Below are 21,828 nucleotides of genomic sequence, written 5' to 3' on the forward strand. Positions count from 1 at the left end.
CGTTCCCTCAGATGAGTTACGTTTTTTCTTTTTCTTTTCTTATGCTCAAACCTAGTTCCTGACCTCTATATTTAGCGTAATAACTCCCACCAATAAACATAGTCGTTGCAAATATCAGCTCTAATGACGCCCATACTACGTCTTCTGGAGACACCCATAACGTTGTCAAGCTGTGTAAAAAATAAATCATAACAACAAAACTTGACCAAGCATAAGTATATGGGTTGCCAGCAAGTAGCCCCTTTAATGGAAATAAAAGTGGCACGGTAAATAGGCATAAACTTAATATGGGTGACAAGCCTTGTGAAGGGTTTAAATAAAGCAGCCAAAGAGGCATAAAAAATAATAAAGAAAAATATCCACTTAAGGTGATTTTTTTTAGGGTTGGTGTTGAGAATCGCTGTGTTTTATTCATGAAAGTTATCCTATTGACGAGACATTTATCGCCAAAATATTAAAGAGAGTAAAATTAAAAGAGTGTGATTACGTTTTCAGGAGGACGACCAATGATTGCTTTCGTTTGCGTAGTCACAATTGGACGTTCAATAAGTTTAGGCGAATTCATCATTGCTGTTATTAGCTGTTCATCCGAAGCACCCGCTAGGTTCTGTTCTTTAAACGCATTATCTTTAGTGCGCATCATCTCGATAGGTGAAACATTTAAACGTGATAAAAGTAATCTGATGGTAGATTCATCTAGGGGGTTTTTTAAATATTCTACAATACAAACTTCTTGATTATTTTCTTCAATCAACGTCAATGTTTGACGGCTTTTTGAACAACGAGGGTTGTGATAAATCGTTAACATGTTTTAATCTCAATAGCGTGTAAAAGTAAATAATTATATTTGCTTTATCTTTTGAATGAGAGGTTCTTCATCCTATTCGGATAATGCAAGTAATGCCGGATTATAGCCTTTTTAGTTTTTGTTCTTGATCTTGAAGTTGTAAAATTCGTGCTTTAATACGTTTTTCGACAATGGGTTGATTTTCTGTAAAATTATAGCCAGTCTGTAATTCATCAACAGCGCGCGAATATGCGCCTAAAAGAGCGAAAACTTCTCCTTTGGTGGCATGCATCAGCGCTTTTTTATCCTGTTTCTGATAGACAGTCGTCAAAATGTCATAAGCGATAAAGTTACCGGGCTTAACTAATAGGAAGTCTTGTAAAAGAACCTCCGCAGCTGAAAATTTTTCATTTTCAAGCAAAGCGTTGGCATAGTTTAAAGTAACAACTTGGTTGTTAGGCATCAGTAAGTTTAGCTCATTGAGCATAACTAGCGCTTTATCTATTTCTTTTGTCTTAATGTAAACATCGGTTAGCGCGTCAGCATAAAATAGGTTGTTCTTATCATCACTTATTAATTTTTCAAGGATTTTTTTAGCGTCTTGATAATCTTTATTTTCAAAAAGTGAAAGGGCTAAACCATAATTAACTGCTACTTTATAAGTATAGCTTTGTTTTTTTATATCATCTTCAAAAGTCGCAATATTTTCTTGGGGTGTTGACTCGTATCGAGCTTGAATACGTGCTTTTGCTAGTGCGAAGTCTAAGCTAGGCGCCGAAGGACGTGATTCTAAACCATGAGCACGGATACGTGCGTCTGCTATACGAGACTCAGGCACTGGATGCGTTAAAAGCATGGCAGGTGGCTTTGATGTATAGCGATACTTGGTGGCCATTTTACCAAAAAAATCTGGCGCACCTTGGGGGTCGAATCCACTTTGTGCTAAGAGCGTTATGCCTACGCGGTCTGCTTCTTGTTCGTTGCCACGAGTAAAGTTAATGCTTGATTGTTGTGATGCAGCCATTGTCGTTGTTAATGCGGCCATGCCCACAGAAGGATTGACGAGTGCAAGTAACACACCTGAAATCATTGCGGCGGTTGTTAGGGGTTGATTTCTCCTTTGAGCCTCAAGTCTTCGGGCTAAGTGCCGTTGGGTAACGTGAGATATCTCATGGCCAATAACTGAAGCTAATTCGCTTTCAGTATCGGCGAGCGTCATTAAACCACTATGAATACCGACATGCCCACCAAAAAAAGCAAAGGCATTAATTTCTTTATTTCTAATAATAAAAAATTCAAAGCTGTAATTTACATCTTGAGCATTTTTGACTAAACGGTTACCTAAATCGTTAATATATTCATTTAAAACGGGGTCATTAATTAGCGGTTGTGAAGCACGAATATGACGCATCATAGCACCACCAATTTGGCGCTCTTTATCTATTGATAAAACACTAAAGCCAGACGTGCCAATTTCGGGCAGTTTGTTTTTATTATTATCTTGAGAAAAACTGTAAGGGCTCGCCAGTAATGTGGTTAATGCGCAAGCAAATAATAATGACTTTAATTTAAATATAGGTTGATAAGGCAAATTAACTATTCCGTATTTGGGTCAAGGTTATCAAGTAAATCAGCTATGGTGAAGTTAGGTCTTCTTCGATAGAGCTCTTTACAAAAATCTGCAATGGAATATCCGATTACATCGACTATTTCAAATGATTTACTGAGTTCATGTATTAATTCTTGAACACGTTTATGTGAGTACTTTATTAATGCTAAATCTGCTAGGTCTCCGTTTTTAAAAGTAAAAACTATAAAGGAAATTAAGCTACTAATCCTAAACAGCATTTGCATTTTTTCAGGTGACCATTGTGTAAAGGGACATAATGGATGTTGTGATAATGTTCCATAGACCCGTTCACCTTCGACTATCGGAAAACAGTGAAGTTCATAATTTTGCTCATCATAATAATGTTGTAAGGTTATTTGTGGTTTTTTTGTGACCGTAACGTTGCCATTTCCATCACTCGTACTTTCCAAAAGTGTATAGTTCCAATTGTTTTTGTTAAATAGTTCTTTGTATGCACTATCAAAACCATGAGTCAGAATGCCGTCCATATCACTAATCGAAGATGCCGCCATATGATAAATAGCTGGAACATCACCCCAATTAAGTTTCTTTTTATAAGCGGTAATCTCTTTCAAATTAGATGTTATCGGTAATTCTTTCATTTTACCTCTGCATTTATTTTCATCAAATTAAAATAAATAATATAATAAGATTGTAATCAATTGTCGCAAATTAGATAATCAAACAAAAGGTTTGTTTATCGTTATTTAGTGGCAATGTTGTTAACTGATGACTTTTTAAGTAATAGGTACTTATGATCTATGAATATGATGCCAGATCTGAAAAATGTCCGGTGCCTTTAGTACAATTAAGATTACTGTTAAAAAAAATGTCGAATGATGACTTTTGTTTATTAAAAATATCTGATCAAGGTTCGATTAAAGATATTCCAAAATTATTAACTAAACAAGGCTTTACCTATGATGAGTCTTGGCTTGAAAAAAACACACTTGAGCTTTTTATTCGAAAAGCGAATGACACTTCCTTTAACCGCACGTAAATCAAATAGGTAAGTAATATAAATGGTTTCATTATTTTCTCAATGGTATAAACGTAAATTTTCTGACCCTAATGCTGTAACTTTACTGGTTATACTGTTATGTGCATTTTTATTTGTTTTTTTCTTTAATAATTTACTTATGCCAGTATTTGTTGCGATTGCCATTGCATTTTTATTAGACCTACCTGTACATCGCTTAATGTATATAGGCTTATCAAGAACATTTGCTGTGAGTTTAGTTGTTGTAGTATTTATTGGTATTTCTTTAGTGGGAATTTTAGGATTAATGCCCGTTATATGGCAGCAAAGTAGTAACTTGTTAAAAGAAGTGCCTTATATGGTGTCGCAAGGCCAAATTTATTTACTGACTCTTCCTGAACAATATCCAGATTTAATCAATGCAGGGCAAATTGAAACCTTAATATCAGCGGTGAATGATAAATTAATTGAATGGGGACAAGTTGCCTTAAGAGCTTCACTTAATTCTATTTCTGATATTGTCGCGTTAATGATTTATTTAATCTTAGTACCGTTAATGGTGTTCTTCTTTTTAAAAGATAAGAAAGAATTAATCTCGAGTTTTACCTCGTTCTTACCTAAAGAGCGCTTAATGGCTACGCAAGTTGGCGATGAAATGTATCGACAAATCATGAATTATATTCGTGGTAAGATTATTGAAATCATCATTGTGGGTGCTGCTTCTACTATTGCTTTTGTTGCTTTGGGCTTGAATTATGGTGTTTTACTGGGCGTCTTAGTGGGCTTGTCTGTTCTTGTCCCCTATGTTGGAGCAACTATTGTTACTTTTCCTGTCTTATTAGTTGCGCTATTTCAATTTGGTACGGGCAGTGAGTTTGGTTATGTCATGATCGCTTATGGTATTATTCAAGCCATTGACGGTAATATTATTGTCCCTTTATTGTTTTCAGAAGCCGTAAATTTACATCCTGTCACTATTATTGTGGCCGTTATTCTCTTTGGTGGTATGTGGGGTTTTTGGGGGGTTTTTTTCGCGATTCCACTGGCAACACTCGTCAAGGCTGTTTTAAATGCTTGGCCTTCAAATAATGACTTTCCCGAGCAGGATAAGTGCTAAACACGATAAGGTTTTTGATACTGTTCGATGATTTTCTCAATGGTCGTTATACCAAACATAACTTTATTAATAAATGATTCGTCACTGTTAATTAAGTTAAAGTTGGGATGCTGCGACCAAATTGCTTGCAGTTTATCATCAAGAATAATCGCTGCATTTTCTGATTCATTGCGAATAGGGTTGTTACTTTTTATACTTTCACCAGATTTTGCAGCACTTTCAAAGAATATAACCGCATCGTAACGGGCGAGTTCATCTTCAAGGTTGGTATTCATAGCCTTAAAAAATTCATCAGGACCATCTGGCCAATAAGCGAGGCCGTCTAATGAACCTCGGTCACATAATATGATACTGTGCTCGAATGTCGCTCGCTGAATATTTTCTAAATGTTTTTGTAAATAAAAAATTGCGGTTTGCTGGGCTTTTAATACCTGATTATTGTTTGAACGCTCAATACCACCACTAAAAATCATGGTTGCTGCCTCAGGTACTGTTGCAATTTTTCCTGAAAATTCGCGACGAATAAGATCAAGCGCAGTGGTTTTTCCGCCTCCGGGTCCACCAGTAAGAACGATACGTTTTTTTATATTGGTTATTTTCATCAGTTTTCTCTTACGGTAGTTGGCATAAAAAAGGCTTAAAGGTTATTGGTAAATATCGCCAAATAAGTCTATTTGAGTTAAATAAATACGCAAATCAAGCTCTACTTGATGGTAATCGCTTTGCATATGCTCGCATAGCTTGTAAAAGTTTTTATTGTGATCTTTCTCTTTTAAATGGGCAAGTTCGTGTACAACGATCATGTTTAAAAATGTTTCAGGACTTTTTTTAAATAAAGCGCCAATACGAATTTCATTTTTACTTTTCAGTTTACTGCCCTGAACTCTCGATATATAAGTGTGTAAACCAAGCGCATTATTAATGACATGAATTTTATCGTCATATTTTATTTGGCTCAAAGGTTCTGATTTTTTTAGATACTGATTTTTAATCTCAAGTACGTAACTACGAAGAGCTTTATCATTGTATATTTGGTGAGCCGTTGGGTATTTTGCTAACAAATACACTGATAACGTTTTACCGTATATCATTTCTTGCACTTTGGTTTGAATATCTAAGGAGTAGGCGGAAAGGTATTTTAAAGGTACGGTCATTATTTCATTCTAGTTAAATGGCTAGTTTATATCAATGGTTATTACATTGAATAAACTAGCCGTTTTATTAATTTTCAGTCTTTAAAAAGTCTAAAACTACTTGATGATGATCTTTGGTTTTAAATTTATTAAACACATGACTAATTTTACCATCAAGACCAATGAGGAATGTCAAACGATGTATTCCGTCATATTCTTTACCCATAAACTTCTTTAAACCCCATACACCAAAAGCATCAGCAACACTGTGATCAACGTCAGAGAGTAAGGTAAAGTTTATTTCATCGCGCTGACAAAATTTAATTAAGCGTTTAGGCTCGTCAGGGCTAATACCAAATACAACCGTATTTAATTGCTCAAGTTTGGCTTTATTGTCTCTTAGCCCTTGCGCTTGAACAGTACAGCCGGGTGTCATTGCTTTAGGGTAAAAATACACTAACACTTGCTTTTTACCTATATAATCAGCTAAAGCAACTTCATTGCTATTTTCATCAAGTAAAGTAAATAGTGGGGCGGTTTCGCCAACAGTTATTGTTTTCATGGTTATCCTACTAAGTATTATGTTTATATAAGGTTTGAATTCACTTTTTTAATGCAGCCTTGTACCCCAACTTGTTCACAGAGTTCAAAATAGTCGCTTTCAAGCTGTTCTATACTCGTTTCTTCCGTTAAGGCAATCAGTATTGTGGCGCTCATTTGATTATTTACTGGGTCAATTTCTGATTTCAAAGAAGATAAGTCAATATTGCGGGTAGCAAAGAATGCAGTCATTGCTTTTAATACGCCAGGTTGATCAATGCCAGCATAATCAACCTGATAATGATGGGTGAAATCTCTCTTTTTATATCCAGAGGTTCTTTTCATCATCGTGATTAATTCAAGTTTAACTGCCATAGCGGGTAATTTGTTTTCAATTTGATTAATCGCTTTTGCACTGCCATTTAAAAGCATAATCAAAGAAAACTCTAGACCAAAAATTGCCATTCTACTGTCTATAATATTACAGCCACATTTACTGGCGAGCTTAGTGAGTTCGCTCACACTTCCTGTTCTGTCGGCGCCCATCGCTGTGAGCACTAAATATTGAGACATAGTTAACCTAAGTGTTTTAAAAAGTCGCTATTGTAACGTATTTAAACTAGATAAAAACCCGTATTAAAGAGAGATAATATTTATTTATGATTTTTCGAGTTGAATTCTTGTGTTTGTAAAAACAGCCAAGTACCATGTAGCCCATTAATTTGTTTGATAACTCGCTCGTAAATACTGAACAATAAAATCTAAAGATAATATTGGAACTTAATACAGATAATTTACTCAAAGAGCAGGTTAAAGTTTTCGTTGTGTTAATTTAATGACGTAAGGTTAACTTTTATTATCAACTTTATATAAGAACAAACTTTAAAAGATTCAGATTGTATCCCAGGAGTGTTAATGAATCGTCGTATATTTTATTTTTCCTTGTTAAGTCTTGCAGTAACAGGTTGTGGCAGTATTAATAACAAAAGCGCTATGGGCGATTTTGAATACGCCAAAGAGAAAGAAGCTCAAGAATTAAGTATTCCAACAGGTTTAAACAAACCTAAAAAAAATACAAAGTTTTTTATCTCTGATGATATTAATCACAAAGGGCCAGTGGGTCAAAGTGTTGATGTGAGAGCACCTTCACTTGTACTACCAGTGGCGTCATCTTCACGTGTTGTTCCTGGCACAACAGACTCTAAAATTTGGTTTGACCAAGTATTAGAAGACACTGATTTAAAAACATTTTTAACGGATGCATTGCGAGAGCAACTCGTTAATGATGGTGTTGAGTTAACGGCCATCAACACAGAAGATACAGTGTTTGAATCAGACTGGCACCATAACGAAGAAACTTCTGGGTATTGGTTATTTAAAACGGTAGATAGCAGTGAAAGTGTTCGTTATAGTTATTCGTTTGAAAGCAAACCTCATGGTCGTAGTGTCGCCTTAACGGTGAAATTGATTGATTACATGCGTACAGATATAAATGGTGCGAGTAAAACGATGGATTTAATTGACAAGCAACGTGCTGAAATGGCGATGCTCAATCAAATTATTGCCCAAGTTGACTTTAAATATCGGTTAAAACAACGTGAAAACCGATTAATGCGAGCGAATCAAAAGTTTGTCACTATTGGTGAAAATGCTCAAGCAGAACCTGCTTATATTGCAGAAATTGATATTGAAATGCTATGGTCTAACATGCCATTGTTTTTTGCAGATTATGGCTTTGAAATAACAGATTTAAATGAAAGTAAGAAAATTTACTTTGTAGATTTTGTTAAACCCGAAAATAGCTTATGGTCAGTTATTTGGGGAGATGATGTACCTGTCATTGATGTTGATGAAGCCAAATATCAATTTGTGCTTAGCGACGAAAAAGGTAAAACATCAGTAACTATTTACGATGTTGACGGTAATGTATTACCGATAGAAACATTAGAGCGTATTTTCCCAGTAATGGAGGCAGGTTTATCTTTTAGAGATGCTTTGTAATATTCTTTAAACGTAACTAATAAAAACGCCGCTAAATTGATTTAGCGGCGTTTTTGTTTGTAATCGATAATTTAAAATAACTAACAACATTATTGTTAGTGAAGTGAGTTAATATAAAAGGTTCTAAAGTAACGAAAGCGATAACTTTAAGACTCTTTTTTTAAAGTAGACTGCTCTGATATTTCATTGACTTGTGTTGCTAAACCACTTTTTTCTTTTAGTTCAATAGGATCTTTTGCAGTAATTGTTGGCATTTTATGTGTCTGCTTATGTGAACGCGGCAGGGTTTCTTGTAAATCATTTAAACCCTGCTTTCGCAAGGGGGTTTGCGCATTTTTTTGAACTACACTAAAGTTGCCGAGAACTAGAGCGAAAGCAGCAATAATAATGACGATGACTAGCCAGTTATCCATAGTTGATACTCCCAATATTTTGTATATAGTTTTGATAAATTTCTGACAATTGCCGCATTATTTCATTTTTACCTGATATTTGTGCGTTTAAAATAACGGCTTCAATACAATTAAGGGTTAATCGCTTTTCTCCATATTGTGCTATCGGCCAATATGATAAATGCCAAGGCTCTATAGCAACACCACCGCGAAACTTGTCGTATGGAAGGTAGAAATCAAAGCGACAGGAATTTTTAGCTAACCACTGGCTCAGTAAGTAAAAAGGCCCGTTTTCGGCAAACTCCCAAGGCTCTAACTGTAACTTCTGGTTTTCAGGCAATAAATTGGCTGCATAGATATCAATATCGCATCCCCAATGATGGCGACTTGCTCCAGGTAATGCTGAAAAATATAAAATAGCATGAATAATTTCTTGCTCAGTCATTACTTCAATATTGAGGATTTCATTTTGTTGATTTTTAATCGGCAATTTCCCTGAAAACTTTCTATTCCAAATGGTTAATTGACGGTTGAAGCCTCTATATCCACTGGCTATTTTTAGTTCAAAGCCCGCTGACTTTGCTTCTTTAGACATTGCTATCCATGCAGACAATGCTTGTTGATGAATTCCTGTCCTCTCATCTAACCAAGTAATATGGCTATCGTCATGCCCTGTTAGTTGCTTTTCAGTTAAGATTCTTGTCATTACGATTATGCTACTGGTGTTTGATCAGTTAAGGCATTAACGAGCGTATGATAATAAATATCACTGAGAGTGATTAAGTCATTGCAGCTAACACTTTCATTCACTTGGTGAATAGTCGCATTACAAGGACCCAGTTCAATCACTTGGGCCCCCGTCGGTGCGATAAATCGACCGTCTGATGTACCGCCAGATGTTGATAGCTCGGCATCAATATTGGTTACTTTTTTTATTGCCTTCACTGTTGAATCAAGCAAAGTTCCAGGTTCTGTAATGAAGGGTTTACCGTTAAATGTCCATTTTATTTCGTAAGTTAATTGATGCTCTGTAAGTACCGCATCAATCTTATCCATAATATTCTGAAAGTTTAACTCTGTACTAAAGCGTAAATTAAACCAAGCAGTTAAATGGCCAGGCACAACATTAGTTGCGCCAGTGCCTGATTCTATATTTGATAATTGAAAACTCGTCATAGGAAAATAGGCATTACCGTTGTCCCAATGCATTGTACTTAATTCAGCTAATGCAGGCATTGCTAGGTGAATGGGGTTTTTGACATGTTCAGGGTAAGCCACATGGCCTTGTTTACCCTGTATGATTAACTCTCCGGAGATAGAGCCCCGACGACCATTTTTAACAATATCCCCAACCTGATGAGAACTTGTTGGCTCACCAACAATACAATAATCTATTTTTTCGTTACGGGCTTCGAGTGTATCTATAACACGTGTAGTACCATTGATAAAAGGGCCTTCTTCATCACTGGTGACTAAATAAGCGATTGAACCATTATGGTCAGGGTGATCTTTGACAAAACGTTCCGTAGCGATGATCATAGCCGCCAAACTGCCTTTCATATCGGCTGCGCCACGACCATATAACATGCCATCTATAATGGTGGGTTCAAAGGGGGGGGTATGCCAACGTTCTAAATTCCCTGCAGGAACAACATCAGTATGACCGGCAAAACAAAATACTGGCGCGGTTGTTCCACGTCTAGACCAAAGGTTGGTGGTATCTTCAAAGATCAGTGTTTCATTATTAAAACCGAAATTCTCTAGACGTTCAGCCATCATTTTTTGACAACCAAAATCTTCAGGCGTTACCGAAGGGCGCGCGATTAAATCAATGGCGAGTGAAATCACTTTATGGGTAAGGTTAATATCACTCATGATAAAAATAGCGCTTGATATAATGGTTCTTTAAAGCCCACTTCAAAGCAGGTATTGTGATCAACTAAAGGCCTTTTCAGTAATGTGGGTTGAGCTAACACCGCTTGAAAAATAACCTCATCGGTTAAGTTGTTTTTAATTTCATCAGGCAGAGTTCTAAAGGTAGTACTGCGTTTATTAAGTAAAACATCCCATGAGCTTTTACTTACGAATTCATTGAGTAAATCGGGCGTTAGCGGTTGTTTTTTAAAGTCGAAAAATTTGTACTCAATCGCTTGATTATCAAGCCATTTAGTTGCTTTTTTAACAGTGTCGCAATTTTTTATGCCGTAAATAGTCGTCATGAAAGTTCCTAAAACTAAATTATTTGATAATCATTGGCTAGTAAGGCGGTTGTTGCCAATGATACATTTTGTGATTTTACTAAAATATAATCAGTATCAAAAGTTGATATTGCAAAAATACTAATTTTTTCATTCGCTAATATTGTTGATATTTTAGAGAGAATACCGGTCAGCGTAAAATCGAGTGGACCGACGACTTCAAGCGCTTGCCAATCTCTTTCGACTTCATCACTAATAATAGTGACGTTTTGAGGGAGGACAATGGACGTTTCCTCATTGGTTTTGGCAATAAAAAATATTGGCGCGTCAAACACCGCTTTGGGTATGTCGACATCGCGCGCTAGGCTATGAATAGCAAAAGTTTCTTCGAGTAATTTGAGGGTAAACGTACTCATGGCAAGCCACCTTTAGATAAAAAGTTACTATAGCGTTTACTGGCTAATGTTTAAAGTAGTGATAACCGGGGTAAAGCGATTAATATGATGTATTCCTAATTACTGTAGTCACGGCGCTATAGAATAAAATGAGGAAAAATAAATATTATTGTTTCGTCATGGACCTAATATAGCTTATGCAGAGATGGGCGTTTATTATGTTTGTTTTGCATGGTAAATTGTGCTAAAGATGGTTTGTTTATAATAATCGCATCAAACATTAAAAAGTTATTGAATTCTCAGTGGTTAACCTCTTAAATCACTCCTAAAAGTTATTAATGATATCCACAAAAGCTGTGGGCATTGTTGTGGATAACTATTGCTTTATCGCTTATCCTTATGTTTTAAAAGGTAAATTTTTACTGGTTACTTTTTGTCTAGTCGCTAATAAGTGATATAGTTATCAAAATAGTCAACTTTATATTAAATCAGTCTCAACTCAATGAAAATAGAAGCTAAAAGGTTAATAGGGTGACCTTTTAGCTTAGTAAATTATGTTTTTACTTGGATAGCTGTTAATGCAATTGTATAAACTATGTCATCGACTAAGGCGCCACGGGAAAGATCATTTACTGGTTTTCTCATTCCTTGTAACATTGGACCGATACTGACTAAGTTAGCTGAACGTTGTACCGCTTTGTAGGTGGTATTACCGGTATTTAAATCAGGAAAAATAAAGACATTAGCCTTACCTGCAACAGGGCTGTTAGGGGCTTTTTTCTTTGCTACATTTTCCATAATTGCGGCATCATACTGTAGAGGGCCATCAATAATTAAATCGGGTCGTTTGGCTTGTGCAAGTTTAGTTGCTTTAGCTACCTTTTCTACGTCTGCTCCATAACCAGAGCTACCTGTACTGTAACTTATCATGGCGACTTTAGGCTCTATACCAAATTTTATTGCTGAATCTGCTGACTGTATCGCTATTTCAGATAACTGCTCTGCATTAGGTTCGGGATTAATAGCGCAGTCGCCATAAACAAGGACTTGTTCTGGTAACAACATAAAGAAAATAGATGATACGAGTGAACTTTCTTCATCAGTTTTAATTAGCTGTAGGGCAGGTCTAATGGTATTCGCTGTTGTATTTACCGCGCCAGAAACTAGGCCGTCTACTTCACCTAATTGCAACATCATTGTCGCTAATACAACGTTATCTTTTAATTCTTGTTGAGCAACAACGTCCGTTAATCCTTTATGTTTTCTTAATGCAACTAAGGGAACTATGTAATTGTCACGAATCAAGGAAGGATCGGTGATTAGTAGTCCATCAGGTAAATGAATGCCTTGTTGTTCTGCAATCAGTAAAATATTTTCTTTATCGCCCAGCAACTGACAACGAGCAATACCACGCTCAACACATATTGCCGCTGCTTTTATTGTTCTGATATCGCTACCTTCAGGTAAAACAATTAGTTTATTGGCATTACGGGCAAGTTCAGTCAACTTATGTCTAAATGCAGGTGGAGACATTTGGCTACTTTGTGCCACATTCTCTGACAATTGTTGTAACCAGGCCGAAGACAAATTATCAGCAATATATTCTTTTATTTTTTCATGCCGTTGAATATCATCTATTGGTGTTTCTGGATTGAAGTTCATTAAATGACGAGACGTTTGCCAAGTATCCCAAGGCACTGAAAGTACAGGAAGTCCAGCATCTAAAGCTTGTTGGCATAAGGTCATTACTTGTTCATTTGGCTTATAGCCATTGGTTAATAATAACGCACCAACCTTGGTACCATTTAATGTAGATAAACAGGTAGCGATAATAATATCTGTTCTGTCGCCGGGGGTGACAATTAATCGGCTAGGTTGTAAATGGCTCATTAAGTTGCCAACGCTACGTGCGCAAAAACTAATACTGCGAATGCGGCGATGAGACATATCGCCAGCATTTAACACTTCTGCGTTAAGATAATGGCAAATATCAATGACGCGGGGGGCAATTAAGTCCATTTCCCACGTGATAGTACCTAATAAGTCAAAATGACGGTTATTAAAAATAGATAAATTAATCAGAGGTGTAATATCAAGTTCACTGTTAAATTCATTTTCTCGGGGCAGTAGTCCATATTCGTCTTTGTCAGGGCTATTAATTTTGTTGATGATACAACCAATTACGCGTTTGTTTTTTATGCCACCAAAGGTTTCTGCACTAACTTCTATACGGTCTTCAAACTCTTCTGGGCTATCGTTGTCTGGAGCTGCTACGAGAACGATATCTGCGGAAAGCGCTTGTGCAACATCGCGGTTAATTCTACCTGCGTAAGGTTGACGAGTCGTTGGAATAAGGCCTTCAATAATAACAACATCATATTCTTTTTCAAAATCAATAAAATCACCGACAATTTTTTCTAAAACAATATTATGCTTACCGTCACCCATTTGCTGTTCAACATACGCTAATGATATTGAGGTACCCACATTAGTCATACTTTCAATAGGTTTATTTTTTTGGGTTAATAAATTTCGCGAGGGCTGGCTTATAGGTTTAAAATGCCCGACCTTAATGCCTTTTTGTTGGCAAGCATGAAGTAAACCTTGCGCAACACTGGTCAGCCCGACGCCAAAACCAACAGGAATCAACATTATTCTATGGGACATCGTTTTATTCCTTATCGGGTAATTTATTTAATAAAAGTTGTGAGGTTTGCTCGGCAATAACCCATTCTTCATTGGTTGGGATAACTAAGATTTGACGAGAATTTTCAGTATTTATATGACCTGCTTGACCAAAGCGGCATGTTATATTTTTTTCATTCGAGACAAAAAAATTAAGTAAGCTAAGTTGATCAATAATATTTTCACGAATAAGCGCTGAATTTTCCCCTATGCCACCAGTGAAAATTAAGGCATCGAGTGAGGTCAAGCTGGCGGTAAATGAAGCAATTGATTTTGCGATTCTGTAGCAAAATATGTCTAATGCTAACTTTGCTCGTGGATTTTTTTCTTTCAACCACGCATCTTCAATTTCACGGCAATCGTTGCTTAAACCTGAAACCCCTAGTAGACCACTTTCTTTATGCAGTAAATGACTCACTTGCTTTGTGGTATAACCTAATTGATTGATGAGGTAAAAAATAATACCAGGGTCAACATCGCCACTGCGTGTTCCCATCATAACGCCTTCGAGGGGTGTAAAGCCTAAACTTGTATCGACACTTTGCCCATTCTTAATCGCTGAAATACTGCAACCATTACCTAAATGAGCACTAATGAAATTACCTTTACTGAGCGGTTTATTCAGTCTTTTTGCCGCTTCTTGTGCAACAAAATAATGGCTAGTACCATGAAAACCATACCGACGAATGCCATTTTCTTGGTAAAGGGCGTAGGGAATACCATAAATATAAGCTTTTTCTGGCATAGTTTGATGAAATGCGGTGTCAAAAACAACTACTTGAGGTAAATTTGAAAAAACAGCTTCTGCCGCGTTAATACCGATTAAGTTTGCAAAGTTGTGTAAGGGTGCAAGTCGAGATAAATTGTCGATTAATGTTTTTACCTCATTGGTAACTAATGTAGGCGTACAATAGCTTTCCCCGCCATGAACAACTCGGTGGCCTATCGCAAAAATTTGCAAATTCAGTTTATACAAGGCTAACGCTTCAACTAAAGTGAGTATCGCTGTTTGATGATCAAATGGGCTAGGTAATGTACTTTTTGTTGTTTGCCCCTGATATTTGATTTTTATACTTGCTTGGTCAGATAATAAGCGTTCGGCTAGCCCTAAAAGCACTGTTTCACCGTTTTCAGGCTCTATTAAAGAAAACTTTAAGGAAGAGCTCCCGCAATTTAACACTAAAATTAGATTTTTTTTCATAGTTTTATTTAATGCTCATTTAAAAAGAGGTTAAGTTTTTTATTACAATACGTTAATGGAAATGATTATAGACCATTTATACCGACGAAATATTGATATAAACGAAGGAAAGTCACTTTACGGTTATTTCATTAAAACTAGTTACAACTTTGTGCTATCTTTTAAATAACAGTTGTTATAATGTGTCGCCTATGAATATGAGTGTAGTCGAACTGATCAAGCTAGGTCGAAAGTATATGCAACTTTGGCCTCAGCGAGCTGAATTAGGTAATTATTTTGCCGAATATCAAGCCGTACAAATTAGCCGTTTGGTTTTCCGTTATTTACCGGGAATTGCGCTATTTTCTTTTATTATGCAACTTTATCTTGGTTCAGTAACTTTATTGCCACAAGCTTTAGTTTATAGCTTATTTATTTTAAGTATTCCGGTACAGGCATTATTGATGCTAGGACTTAAAGCTGATAAGTTTTTACCCGTAGCTCTGGCTTCTTGGTATAAAGAAAGTGTTGCTAAAGTCAATGAAGCGGGTGGTTCAATAAAGTTATCAGTGCATAAACCACGTTTTATTGATTTAGCAAAGCTACTTAATATTAGCCACCAATCTCAAAACTCTACATTTTGATTACTTCATTACCCTGTTAAGTTTAGTAAAGCGTATTTTGATAAAGACGTATTAAAAAGTCTGCTTGGCAAGTAAAGTTATCTCTCGCTTTTAAGTCGTCAAGTAAGCTTTCACTTGTTTTAAAGGCAAAAGGGGTCATAGCCAACAAGTTAATGATGTCTTCACTTTGGGTAAACTCCATCACATAATTTACTTCTTTTTGCTCAACTAATGTTAAATTTTCAATAGGACTTTTACTGATATCATGCTGCTTCGCATCTCGGTATATTAATGCCTTCAACTCAATTAAATGATTTTTTGCTGGCGTTACTGTGACTAAATACCCCTTGTATGCTAATACTCTCGTAAACTCTTCCTCAAGAATTGGCGCATAAATAGAGTTAATCCAAGAAAAGTAATTTTCACTAAAAGGTAATAGTGACAACGTGCCAACGCTAAATTGACAATCTTGGTATTTTTTAGCCGCATTTTTAACAGCATTTTTAGCAATATCAATACCATAAACATTATTTGTTGGCTTTACATACTGCTGAGTGTAAAACCCTTCACCGCAGCCAGCATCAAAGACAGGCTTGGTTAAATCACCATATTGTTGATAAAGCGACTGTAATACGTTAGCAAGAGGTTGATAAAAGCCCTTATCTAAAAATGCACGGCGAGCATTAACCATCGCTTTATTGTCACCGGGATCTTTTGAATGTTTATATTGAACAGGCAATAAATTTACATAACCTTCTTTAGCCTCATCAAAGCTATGATTGTTTTCACAACGATAAATTTTGCTTTTCAACGTTAATGACTTTTTGCAAATTGGACAAATATATTGTGCAGGGAACATAATATTTACTTAACGGTTACTTAAAAGTTGACCAAATAGGGGCATGATCTGAAGGCTTTTCAATACCACGTAATTCGTAGTCAACATCAGCTTCGATACATGTTGCGGCCATTTTATGAGTCGCTAATACAACATCAATACGTAAACCACGGTTATCAACAAAACCTTTAGAGCGATAATCAAACCACGAGTAACGTTCTGTCTTCGTCGGGTGTAAATCTCTGAAGGTATCTTTAAAGCCCCAACTCATTAAGGTGGCAAGCCATTCTCGTTCTTCTGGTTGAAAGCTACACTTTCCTGTTTTTAACCAACGTTTTTGGTTGGGTTCACCAATGCCAATATCTAAATCAATTGGGGAAATATTAATATCTCCCATAATAACCACATGCTCTTCAGGTGTGTGATTTTCATTTAAATAAGTCATTAAATCTTTATAAAACTGACGCTTGTAAGGGTACTTAGTTTCATGGGCAATATTATCTCCTTGCGGAAAATAACCGTTAAGTATCGTCACTTTTTCACCTTGCTCATTGGTAGTTTCAACCATGATCATACGTTTTTGAGCATCGTCTGTATCGCTTGGGAAACCCATTTTTATAATACTAGGTTCTTTTTTACATAACATAGCAACACCATAATGTGCTTTTTGACCATGAAAATAAACGTGATAGCCCATCGCTTCGACAGCTTCTATAGGAAAAGCATCATTATGAACTTTGATTTCTTGTAAGCCAATAATATCAGGTTGATGTTTATCTATTATGGCTTGAAGTTGATGTAAACGCGCGCGGAGGCCATTAATGTTAAAGCTAATGATTTTCATAAAAACACTCAGTATTAATTTTTTTATATGCTACCAGAAGTTATCATCGAAGGTTATTATTAATTGCGAGTGAAGAGAATTAGACACTTATTTACCCTAACAATACTAATCGAGAGCAAAATTTGTAAATAAATGAAAATTAAGCTCATTAAAATTAAGGTTCTGTCGATATAAATTTTATATAAAACAATAAAGTTGAAGATCATTGCTTACAGAGTCAGTTGACAGTCAAATTCTGGTACACGAATTACAATTAGGTGAACAACTTAATGAAAGTGTCCACAGTGCCCGACGTGCAGACTTTTCTCTGTTATTGGCGATGTTAACTGAGGATGTTCGAAGCCATAGTCAGTTTTCTTTACCAAAAACTGTCGCTGATATCAAAACGACTAATGATTTAAGTTTACGTAGAGACTTTGAACTTCCAGAAAAAGCGCCTTTATCTTTAGATGAAAAACACACGATAGCCATGTTTGATCAAGCCGAGCTTATTCAACAAAATAACTTAGCAGAATTACGTTTATCGAATGCATTATCACCTAGACCACTCGCCTTTCGTGATGATAAAAAGCATGTAACACAGCTAGTCTTAAGTAATACATCACTTTATTGTCAGAAAAAATTTGGTCAGCAAAAAAATAATACCTTGTTGAACTCAGATACTTCAAGATTATCATTTGACGCGACAGGTTGGCTTAACGCTGTTCATAACACGATAGTAAAGGCTCCTTTACTTGATGTTATTGCCTGACTTTATGAACCACAGCATTGTTTAAATTTTTTATTGCTATGACAAAAACATAATTCATTTCTTTTTGGGGTTGGTAACTCTTCGTTGATACTGACCTCACCATCTAGATAACGCCATTGATTGTCTTCAACAATAAAACGTGAAGTTTCTTTCATTATAAAATATGCATCTTGGTGTTGGTAATAAGCAGAAAAACACACTGTGTTCGACTTATCTTCATTAATATCAGCGTTTGCCGATCTTTTAATCTTAATCTCAGTATATTCACTTGCTGAATTTATGGTGAGTTTTAACCATTTAGTGTCTTTTGCCCATGCAAAAATATCAGTCAATGACTGATATGCTCTGCTAGATTCGGCATACGTATTGTAAATATAATCAGCAGATTTTGTTGCATAAGCACTATAACGTGAACGCATCAATTGCTCAGGTGATAGCGCTTGCGCTTCTTGATTTATGAATAAAAAACAACATTTTTTGAAACTAATATTCGAACCACATGGGCATTGCATAAAACGAGCATAATCCTAAAAAAGCATATTATCTATTTTATCAGAGCAAAATTTTATTTTCTCTTTTATTAACGAAAAAATATTTTCAAACGACATTAATGCAATAACAAAGAAGAGTCCGAAATAGTTACGTAACGTCCTAGTCGGTTTTGATTTAAACGTTTTTGTGCTTGCTTCGTTAAAATAATGCATTTGGTTTGTCCTTTCTCAGCGAATTGAGTTAATTGAGTTAATTGAGATTTATCTAATGTGGCATTACATAAAATAACCGCCGAGCAATGACCTTTCTCTAAGGCATTTTTGATGGTTTTTAGTGATATGTTCCGTTGATGAATATTCACTTTAAGAATTTTTTTAGGATCTATTTTTCCTTGGGTAGATAATTGTTGAAGTGGTTTTTCTTCAGGGTTTATCATTAAGATCCATTTGTTATCTAAATCATGTTTTTGGAATATTTCAGTATACTGCTGAGAAACTTCAACGGTATTTGCAATAACTCTTACATCACACCAATTGGGGTTTTCAATTGTTAAACTTTTATTTTTTATAGTTAACGCATTGGTATTAAAGTGATTTAATAAATTCATTTCTGGAATCTCGATATACTGTATGGATGTACAGTATATCGTTTGTGGTGTTTATTCAAGCACTTTTTTGATCATTTATATGCTCGCTATATTGATAGACTTATCCTGTTGCGGTCTACAAAGCTATAAATGAGGCGGTATGGACGCTTTGCACTGTGTTATCAATGAATGAAGTTGTAAGGACAGACAATTAACACTATTTTTATCTAGTGAGGGTAATAATTTTTTTCTTAAGCTTTACCTAAGAAAAGTTTGTTATTTTTTTTCAGCACCTGTAATCAAATAAAATATACGATGGCATATATCACCTAATGATTAACGAAGTTTGGTATTATTTATTTTTATAGAGAAACTTTGTCTGATGAGCGAGAATATAAGCAGGCCACTGTATTTGTTTTTTGTGCAATAAACTTATCTTAAAGATAGATAGCGAGTGGAAAATAATTCTTCCCACAAAATATCGAAAGTCGGTATATGTTGTCTTTAATTAATAAAAATAATAGTTGTCGGTTTAATCATTCAAGGAAACATATGCGTATATTGTTAGTTGAAGACGACATGCCATTAGCTTTAGGGCTGCAGCAGTCACTTCGCCATGAAGGTTTTGTTGTTAATCATGTTGATAATGGCAATGCGGCAATTTCAGCGCTGGCTGTCATAGATCAAGACTTAGTGATTCTTGATCTAGGCTTACCTGATATTGACGGTTTAGAAATACTTAAGCGTACTCGTGATCGCAAGCTTGATATTCCTGTGATCATCCTTACGGCAAGAGATTCACTTGAAGATAAAATCAAAGGCTTAGATTTTGGCGCAGACGATTATTTGGTTAAACCTTTTGAGATTAGTGAGCTCTTAGCACGCCTTAGAGTGATTGAACGTCGGTTAGGTACCGCTGAATCAGCATTAATTATTTGTTCACAAGTGGTGATTGACACTACTGCACATAAAATTTTTATTGAAGAGGATGAACTCAAAGCGTCGAAAAAAGAATACATGGTGCTAAAAGCATTGATGGAAAATGCAGGTAGAATTCAATCAAGGGAACAAATTGAATCGCGTTTATATGAATGGGGTGAAGAAGTGGCAAGCAATGCTGTAGAGGTTCATATTCATAACTTACGCAAAAAACTGCCGGATCACTTTATAAAAACAGTAAGAGGCGTAGGTTATACGGTGAATAAAACTTAATGTCTATTCGCCGTTATTTAGTCCTTATACTATTGTCAATTATCACGTTGGTAACATTTCTTGCTGCTATACAAGGTTATAAGGCGAGTATGAGTCAGGCAAATGATTTGTTTGATGAACAATTACAAATTATAGGGAAAACGTTACTCGCGACATCGGCAACTTATAATAAAAGTGCCTTGGAAAGTTCAGCCAGTAATGCAACCGTTATACCTTCTGACCACATAGCTTACCAATTATTCAATAATGAAACCTTATTATTACGGACTAATAATGCGCCTCAGATGCTATTAACTGACTTACCTTCGGGGTTCACTGACCTGAATTTTCTAGGGCAGCGTTGGCGAGTATTTATTGAAACAACCAAAGAACAATTACCTCAAAAAAGGGTACTTGTTGCTCAACCGCTTGAACAAAGATTTTCGTTAGCACAAGACGTCATTTTGTCTGCGGTGACACCTATTATTTTGGTTATTCCCGTTATTGCGTTATTTATTTTTATGGCAATTCGCCAAGCTTTAAAGCCTTTGACTGTTTTACGAAGAGAGCTCTCAGGAAAAAAAATAAATGACTTGTCAAAGCTTTCAAGTGTAACATCAACAAAAGAATTACAACCTGTGATTCACACACTTAATTTATTATTTGAGCGTTTATCATCTGCTTTTACCCGTGAACGTCATTTTGCCTCAGATGCAGCGCATGAGCTAAGAACTCCATTAAGTGTGCTTAAAATTAATGTGCACAATTTACAAATGACCCAAAGTAAAAAACTCGACAATGACGGGCAAGTTTCTCTCATGCAATTAGGCCAAAGTGTTGACCGAATGGCACATGTTGTTGATCAAATATTAACGCTTAATCGTACCAATCCCGATCAACTTATCATGGCAGTTACTCAACTTGAGCTACAGGCTTTATTACAACAGGTGATCAGCGATTTATACCCTGAAATAATGAAACATCAGCACGAAATTTCACTTGAAAGCCAAGTTTCTACAATTTACGCAAATGAATTTGCTCTACTTACCTTAGTTAAAAACTTAATTGGTAATGCCTGCAAATATACGCCCAATGGTGGGAAAATATTGGTGAAAACACAGGTTAATGAACAAAGCTTTACGCTAATCGTCGAAGACTCTGGTCCTGGTATTAAACAAAGTGAATACGACAGGGTTTTTGACCGTTTTTATCGTGTTGGTGGTGATAGCCATCAATCAACTGTTGTAGGGTGTGGTTTAGGTTTAGCCATTGTTCAGCATATTGTTAAATTACATCAAGGGAAAATAACCTTAGCAAAATCAACGCAATTAAATGGGCTTAAAGTGTTAGTAACCTTTCCTCAAAAGGCTCAGTACAGTAATATGAAATTAAATCAGCGTGAACAAAAACAAGAGGATAATACGTGAAATTGTGCTCTGTTTTTATAAAGAAAATCAGTATTATTA

General features: G+C 35.8%; 26 protein-coding genes. 7 read left to right on the forward strand and 19 right to left on the reverse strand.

Features of this window, described 5'->3' with window-relative positions:
• Positions 1–16: 16 nt before the first annotated feature.
• From H4J52_RS13125 to H4J52_RS13140, 4 genes are all read right to left on the reverse strand, one after another.
• Positions 17–415 carry a DUF2069 domain-containing protein gene (locus H4J52_RS13125; RefSeq protein WP_182181414.1) on the reverse strand — a complete coding sequence of 133 codons (399 nt, stop codon included), beginning with the start codon at positions 413–415 and terminating at the stop codon, positions 17–19.
• A gap of 54 nt (positions 416–469) precedes the next feature.
• Positions 470–808: an arsenate reductase (glutaredoxin) gene (gene arsC, locus H4J52_RS13130; protein WP_182181413.1), complete on the reverse strand. Its 339-nt coding sequence runs from the start codon at positions 806–808 to the stop codon at positions 470–472.
• A 100-nt stretch (positions 809–908) separates the two neighbouring features.
• Positions 909–2,378 carry a M48 family metalloprotease gene (locus H4J52_RS13135; protein WP_259366727.1) on the reverse strand — a complete coding sequence of 490 codons (1,470 nt, stop codon included), beginning with the start codon at positions 2,376–2,378 and terminating at the stop codon, positions 909–911.
• Between the two features lie 5 nt (positions 2,379–2,383).
• Complete coding sequence (locus H4J52_RS13140; RefSeq protein WP_182181412.1) at positions 2,384–3,019, reverse strand: hypothetical protein; 636 nt, start codon at positions 3,017–3,019, stop codon at positions 2,384–2,386.
• A gap of 152 nt (positions 3,020–3,171) precedes the next feature.
• Here H4J52_RS13140 and H4J52_RS13145 point away from each other — a divergent pair, with 152 nt between their 5' ends.
• On the forward strand, positions 3,172–3,417 hold the full coding sequence (locus H4J52_RS13145) for a sulfurtransferase TusA family protein (protein WP_182181411.1): 246 nt from the start codon (positions 3,172–3,174) through the stop codon (positions 3,415–3,417).
• Positions 3,418–3,439: 22 nt separating this feature from the next.
• Entirely contained in the window at positions 3,440–4,513 is a 1,074-nt protein-coding gene (locus H4J52_RS13150) for an AI-2E family transporter (RefSeq protein WP_182224903.1), read from the forward strand.
• On the opposite strand, the gene H4J52_RS13155 is transcribed toward H4J52_RS13150, so the two are convergent.
• The 4 genes from H4J52_RS13155 to H4J52_RS13170 all read right to left on the reverse strand — a co-directional run bounded on the left by H4J52_RS13155 (position 4,510) and on the right by H4J52_RS13170 (position 6,759).
• Positions 4,510–5,115 carry an AAA family ATPase gene (locus tag H4J52_RS13155; RefSeq protein WP_182181409.1) on the reverse strand — a complete coding sequence of 202 codons (606 nt, stop codon included), beginning with the start codon at positions 5,113–5,115 and terminating at the stop codon, positions 4,510–4,512. The genes H4J52_RS13150 and H4J52_RS13155 overlap by 4 nt on opposite strands.
• Before the next feature lie 42 nt (positions 5,116–5,157).
• The gene (locus H4J52_RS13160) at positions 5,158–5,667 is read right to left on the reverse strand and encodes a M48 family metallopeptidase (protein ID WP_182181408.1); all 510 of its coding nucleotides are present in this window, start codon (positions 5,665–5,667) and stop codon (positions 5,158–5,160) included.
• 67 nt (positions 5,668–5,734) lie between these two features.
• Positions 5,735–6,208, reverse strand: coding sequence for a thioredoxin-dependent thiol peroxidase (gene bcp, locus H4J52_RS13165; RefSeq protein WP_182223810.1), 474 nt, complete (start codon positions 6,206–6,208; stop codon positions 5,735–5,737).
• A gap of 23 nt (positions 6,209–6,231) precedes the next feature.
• Positions 6,232–6,759, reverse strand: coding sequence for a glycine cleavage system protein R (locus H4J52_RS13170; protein ID WP_182181406.1), 528 nt, complete (start codon positions 6,757–6,759; stop codon positions 6,232–6,234).
• A gap of 342 nt (positions 6,760–7,101) precedes the next feature.
• On the opposite strand from H4J52_RS13170, the gene bamC reads away from it, so the two are divergent.
• Complete coding sequence (gene bamC / locus H4J52_RS13175) at positions 7,102–8,187, forward strand: outer membrane protein assembly factor BamC (RefSeq protein ID WP_182224904.1); 1,086 nt, start codon at positions 7,102–7,104, stop codon at positions 8,185–8,187.
• Between the two features lie 146 nt (positions 8,188–8,333).
• Here the strand turns inward: bamC and H4J52_RS13180 are convergent, their stop codons facing one another.
• From H4J52_RS13180 to H4J52_RS13210, 7 genes are all read right to left on the reverse strand, one after another.
• Positions 8,334–8,600, reverse strand: a complete 267-nt coding sequence (locus H4J52_RS13180) for a hypothetical protein (protein WP_182181404.1) — start codon at positions 8,598–8,600, stop codon at positions 8,334–8,336.
• Positions 8,593–9,285 carry a M15 family metallopeptidase gene (locus H4J52_RS13185; RefSeq protein WP_182181403.1) on the reverse strand — a complete coding sequence of 231 codons (693 nt, stop codon included), beginning with the start codon at positions 9,283–9,285 and terminating at the stop codon, positions 8,593–8,595. Before H4J52_RS13185 ends, H4J52_RS13180 begins: the two co-directional genes overlap by 8 nt.
• A 5-nt stretch (positions 9,286–9,290) precedes the next feature.
• The gene (gene dapE / locus H4J52_RS13190) at positions 9,291–10,454 is read right to left on the reverse strand and encodes a succinyl-diaminopimelate desuccinylase (protein WP_182181402.1); all 1,164 of its coding nucleotides are present in this window, start codon (positions 10,452–10,454) and stop codon (positions 9,291–9,293) included.
• Positions 10,451–10,798 (reverse strand): Spx/MgsR family RNA polymerase-binding regulatory protein, encoded by a 348-nt coding sequence (locus tag H4J52_RS13195; protein ID WP_182181401.1) that lies wholly within the window; start codon positions 10,796–10,798, stop codon positions 10,451–10,453. The genes dapE and H4J52_RS13195 overlap by 4 nt, the downstream gene beginning before the upstream one ends.
• 14 nt (positions 10,799–10,812) lie before the next feature.
• On the reverse strand, positions 10,813–11,193 hold the full coding sequence (locus H4J52_RS13200; protein WP_182181400.1) for an ACT domain-containing protein: 381 nt from the start codon (positions 11,191–11,193) through the stop codon (positions 10,813–10,815).
• 531 nt (positions 11,194–11,724) lie between these two features.
• Entirely contained in the window at positions 11,725–13,839 is a 2,115-nt protein-coding gene (gene pta, locus H4J52_RS13205) for a phosphate acetyltransferase (RefSeq protein ID WP_182181399.1), read from the reverse strand.
• Positions 13,840–13,843: 4 nt separating this feature from the next.
• The gene (locus tag H4J52_RS13210; protein WP_182224906.1) at positions 13,844–15,058 is read right to left on the reverse strand and encodes an acetate kinase; all 1,215 of its coding nucleotides are present in this window, start codon (positions 15,056–15,058) and stop codon (positions 13,844–13,846) included.
• Positions 15,059–15,249: 191 nt separating this feature from the next.
• On the opposite strand from H4J52_RS13210, the gene yfbV reads away from it, so the two are divergent.
• A complete protein-coding gene (gene yfbV, locus H4J52_RS13215) occupies positions 15,250–15,681 on the forward strand; it encodes a terminus macrodomain insulation protein YfbV (protein WP_182181397.1) in 432 nt (143 codons plus the stop codon).
• Positions 15,682–15,703: 22 nt separating this feature from the next.
• Here yfbV and rlmA read toward each other — a convergent pair whose 3' ends face one another.
• Together rlmA and xthA are read right to left on the reverse strand one after the other, a co-directional pair.
• Positions 15,704–16,519 carry a 23S rRNA (guanine(745)-N(1))-methyltransferase gene (rlmA, locus tag H4J52_RS13220; protein WP_182181396.1) on the reverse strand — a complete coding sequence of 272 codons (816 nt, stop codon included), beginning with the start codon at positions 16,517–16,519 and terminating at the stop codon, positions 15,704–15,706.
• A 16-nt stretch (positions 16,520–16,535) separates the two neighbouring features.
• A complete protein-coding gene (gene xthA, locus H4J52_RS13225; protein ID WP_182181395.1) occupies positions 16,536–17,342 on the reverse strand; it encodes an exodeoxyribonuclease III in 807 nt (268 codons plus the stop codon).
• A 205-nt stretch (positions 17,343–17,547) separates the two neighbouring features.
• Between xthA and H4J52_RS13230 the strand changes: the two genes are divergently transcribed.
• Positions 17,548–18,093 (forward strand): VC2046/SO_2500 family protein, encoded by a 546-nt coding sequence (locus tag H4J52_RS13230; protein ID WP_182181394.1) that lies wholly within the window; start codon positions 17,548–17,550, stop codon positions 18,091–18,093.
• Between the two features lie 2 nt (positions 18,094–18,095).
• Here H4J52_RS13230 and H4J52_RS13235 read toward each other — a convergent pair whose 3' ends face one another.
• Both H4J52_RS13235 and H4J52_RS13240 read right to left on the reverse strand, forming a co-directional pair.
• Positions 18,096–18,605 (reverse strand): YchJ family protein, encoded by a 510-nt coding sequence (locus H4J52_RS13235; protein WP_182181450.1) that lies wholly within the window; start codon positions 18,603–18,605, stop codon positions 18,096–18,098.
• A 95-nt stretch (positions 18,606–18,700) separates the two neighbouring features.
• Positions 18,701–19,192, reverse strand: coding sequence for a hypothetical protein (locus H4J52_RS13240; protein WP_182181393.1), 492 nt, complete (start codon positions 19,190–19,192; stop codon positions 18,701–18,703).
• Positions 19,193–19,723: 531 nt separating this feature from the next.
• Here H4J52_RS13240 and H4J52_RS13245 point away from each other — a divergent pair.
• On the forward strand, positions 19,724–20,383 hold the full coding sequence (locus tag H4J52_RS13245; protein WP_182181392.1) for a response regulator transcription factor: 660 nt from the start codon (positions 19,724–19,726) through the stop codon (positions 20,381–20,383).
• Positions 20,383–21,789: an ATP-binding protein gene (locus H4J52_RS13250; RefSeq protein WP_182181391.1), complete on the forward strand. Its 1,407-nt coding sequence runs from the start codon at positions 20,383–20,385 to the stop codon at positions 21,787–21,789. Before H4J52_RS13245 ends, H4J52_RS13250 begins: the two co-directional genes overlap by 1 nt.
• Positions 21,790–21,828 lie beyond the last annotated feature (39 nt).

The sequence above is a fragment of the Colwellia sp. MB02u-14 genome, assembly GCF_014076915.1.
GTDB lineage: Bacteria > Pseudomonadota > Gammaproteobacteria > Enterobacterales > Alteromonadaceae > Colwellia_A.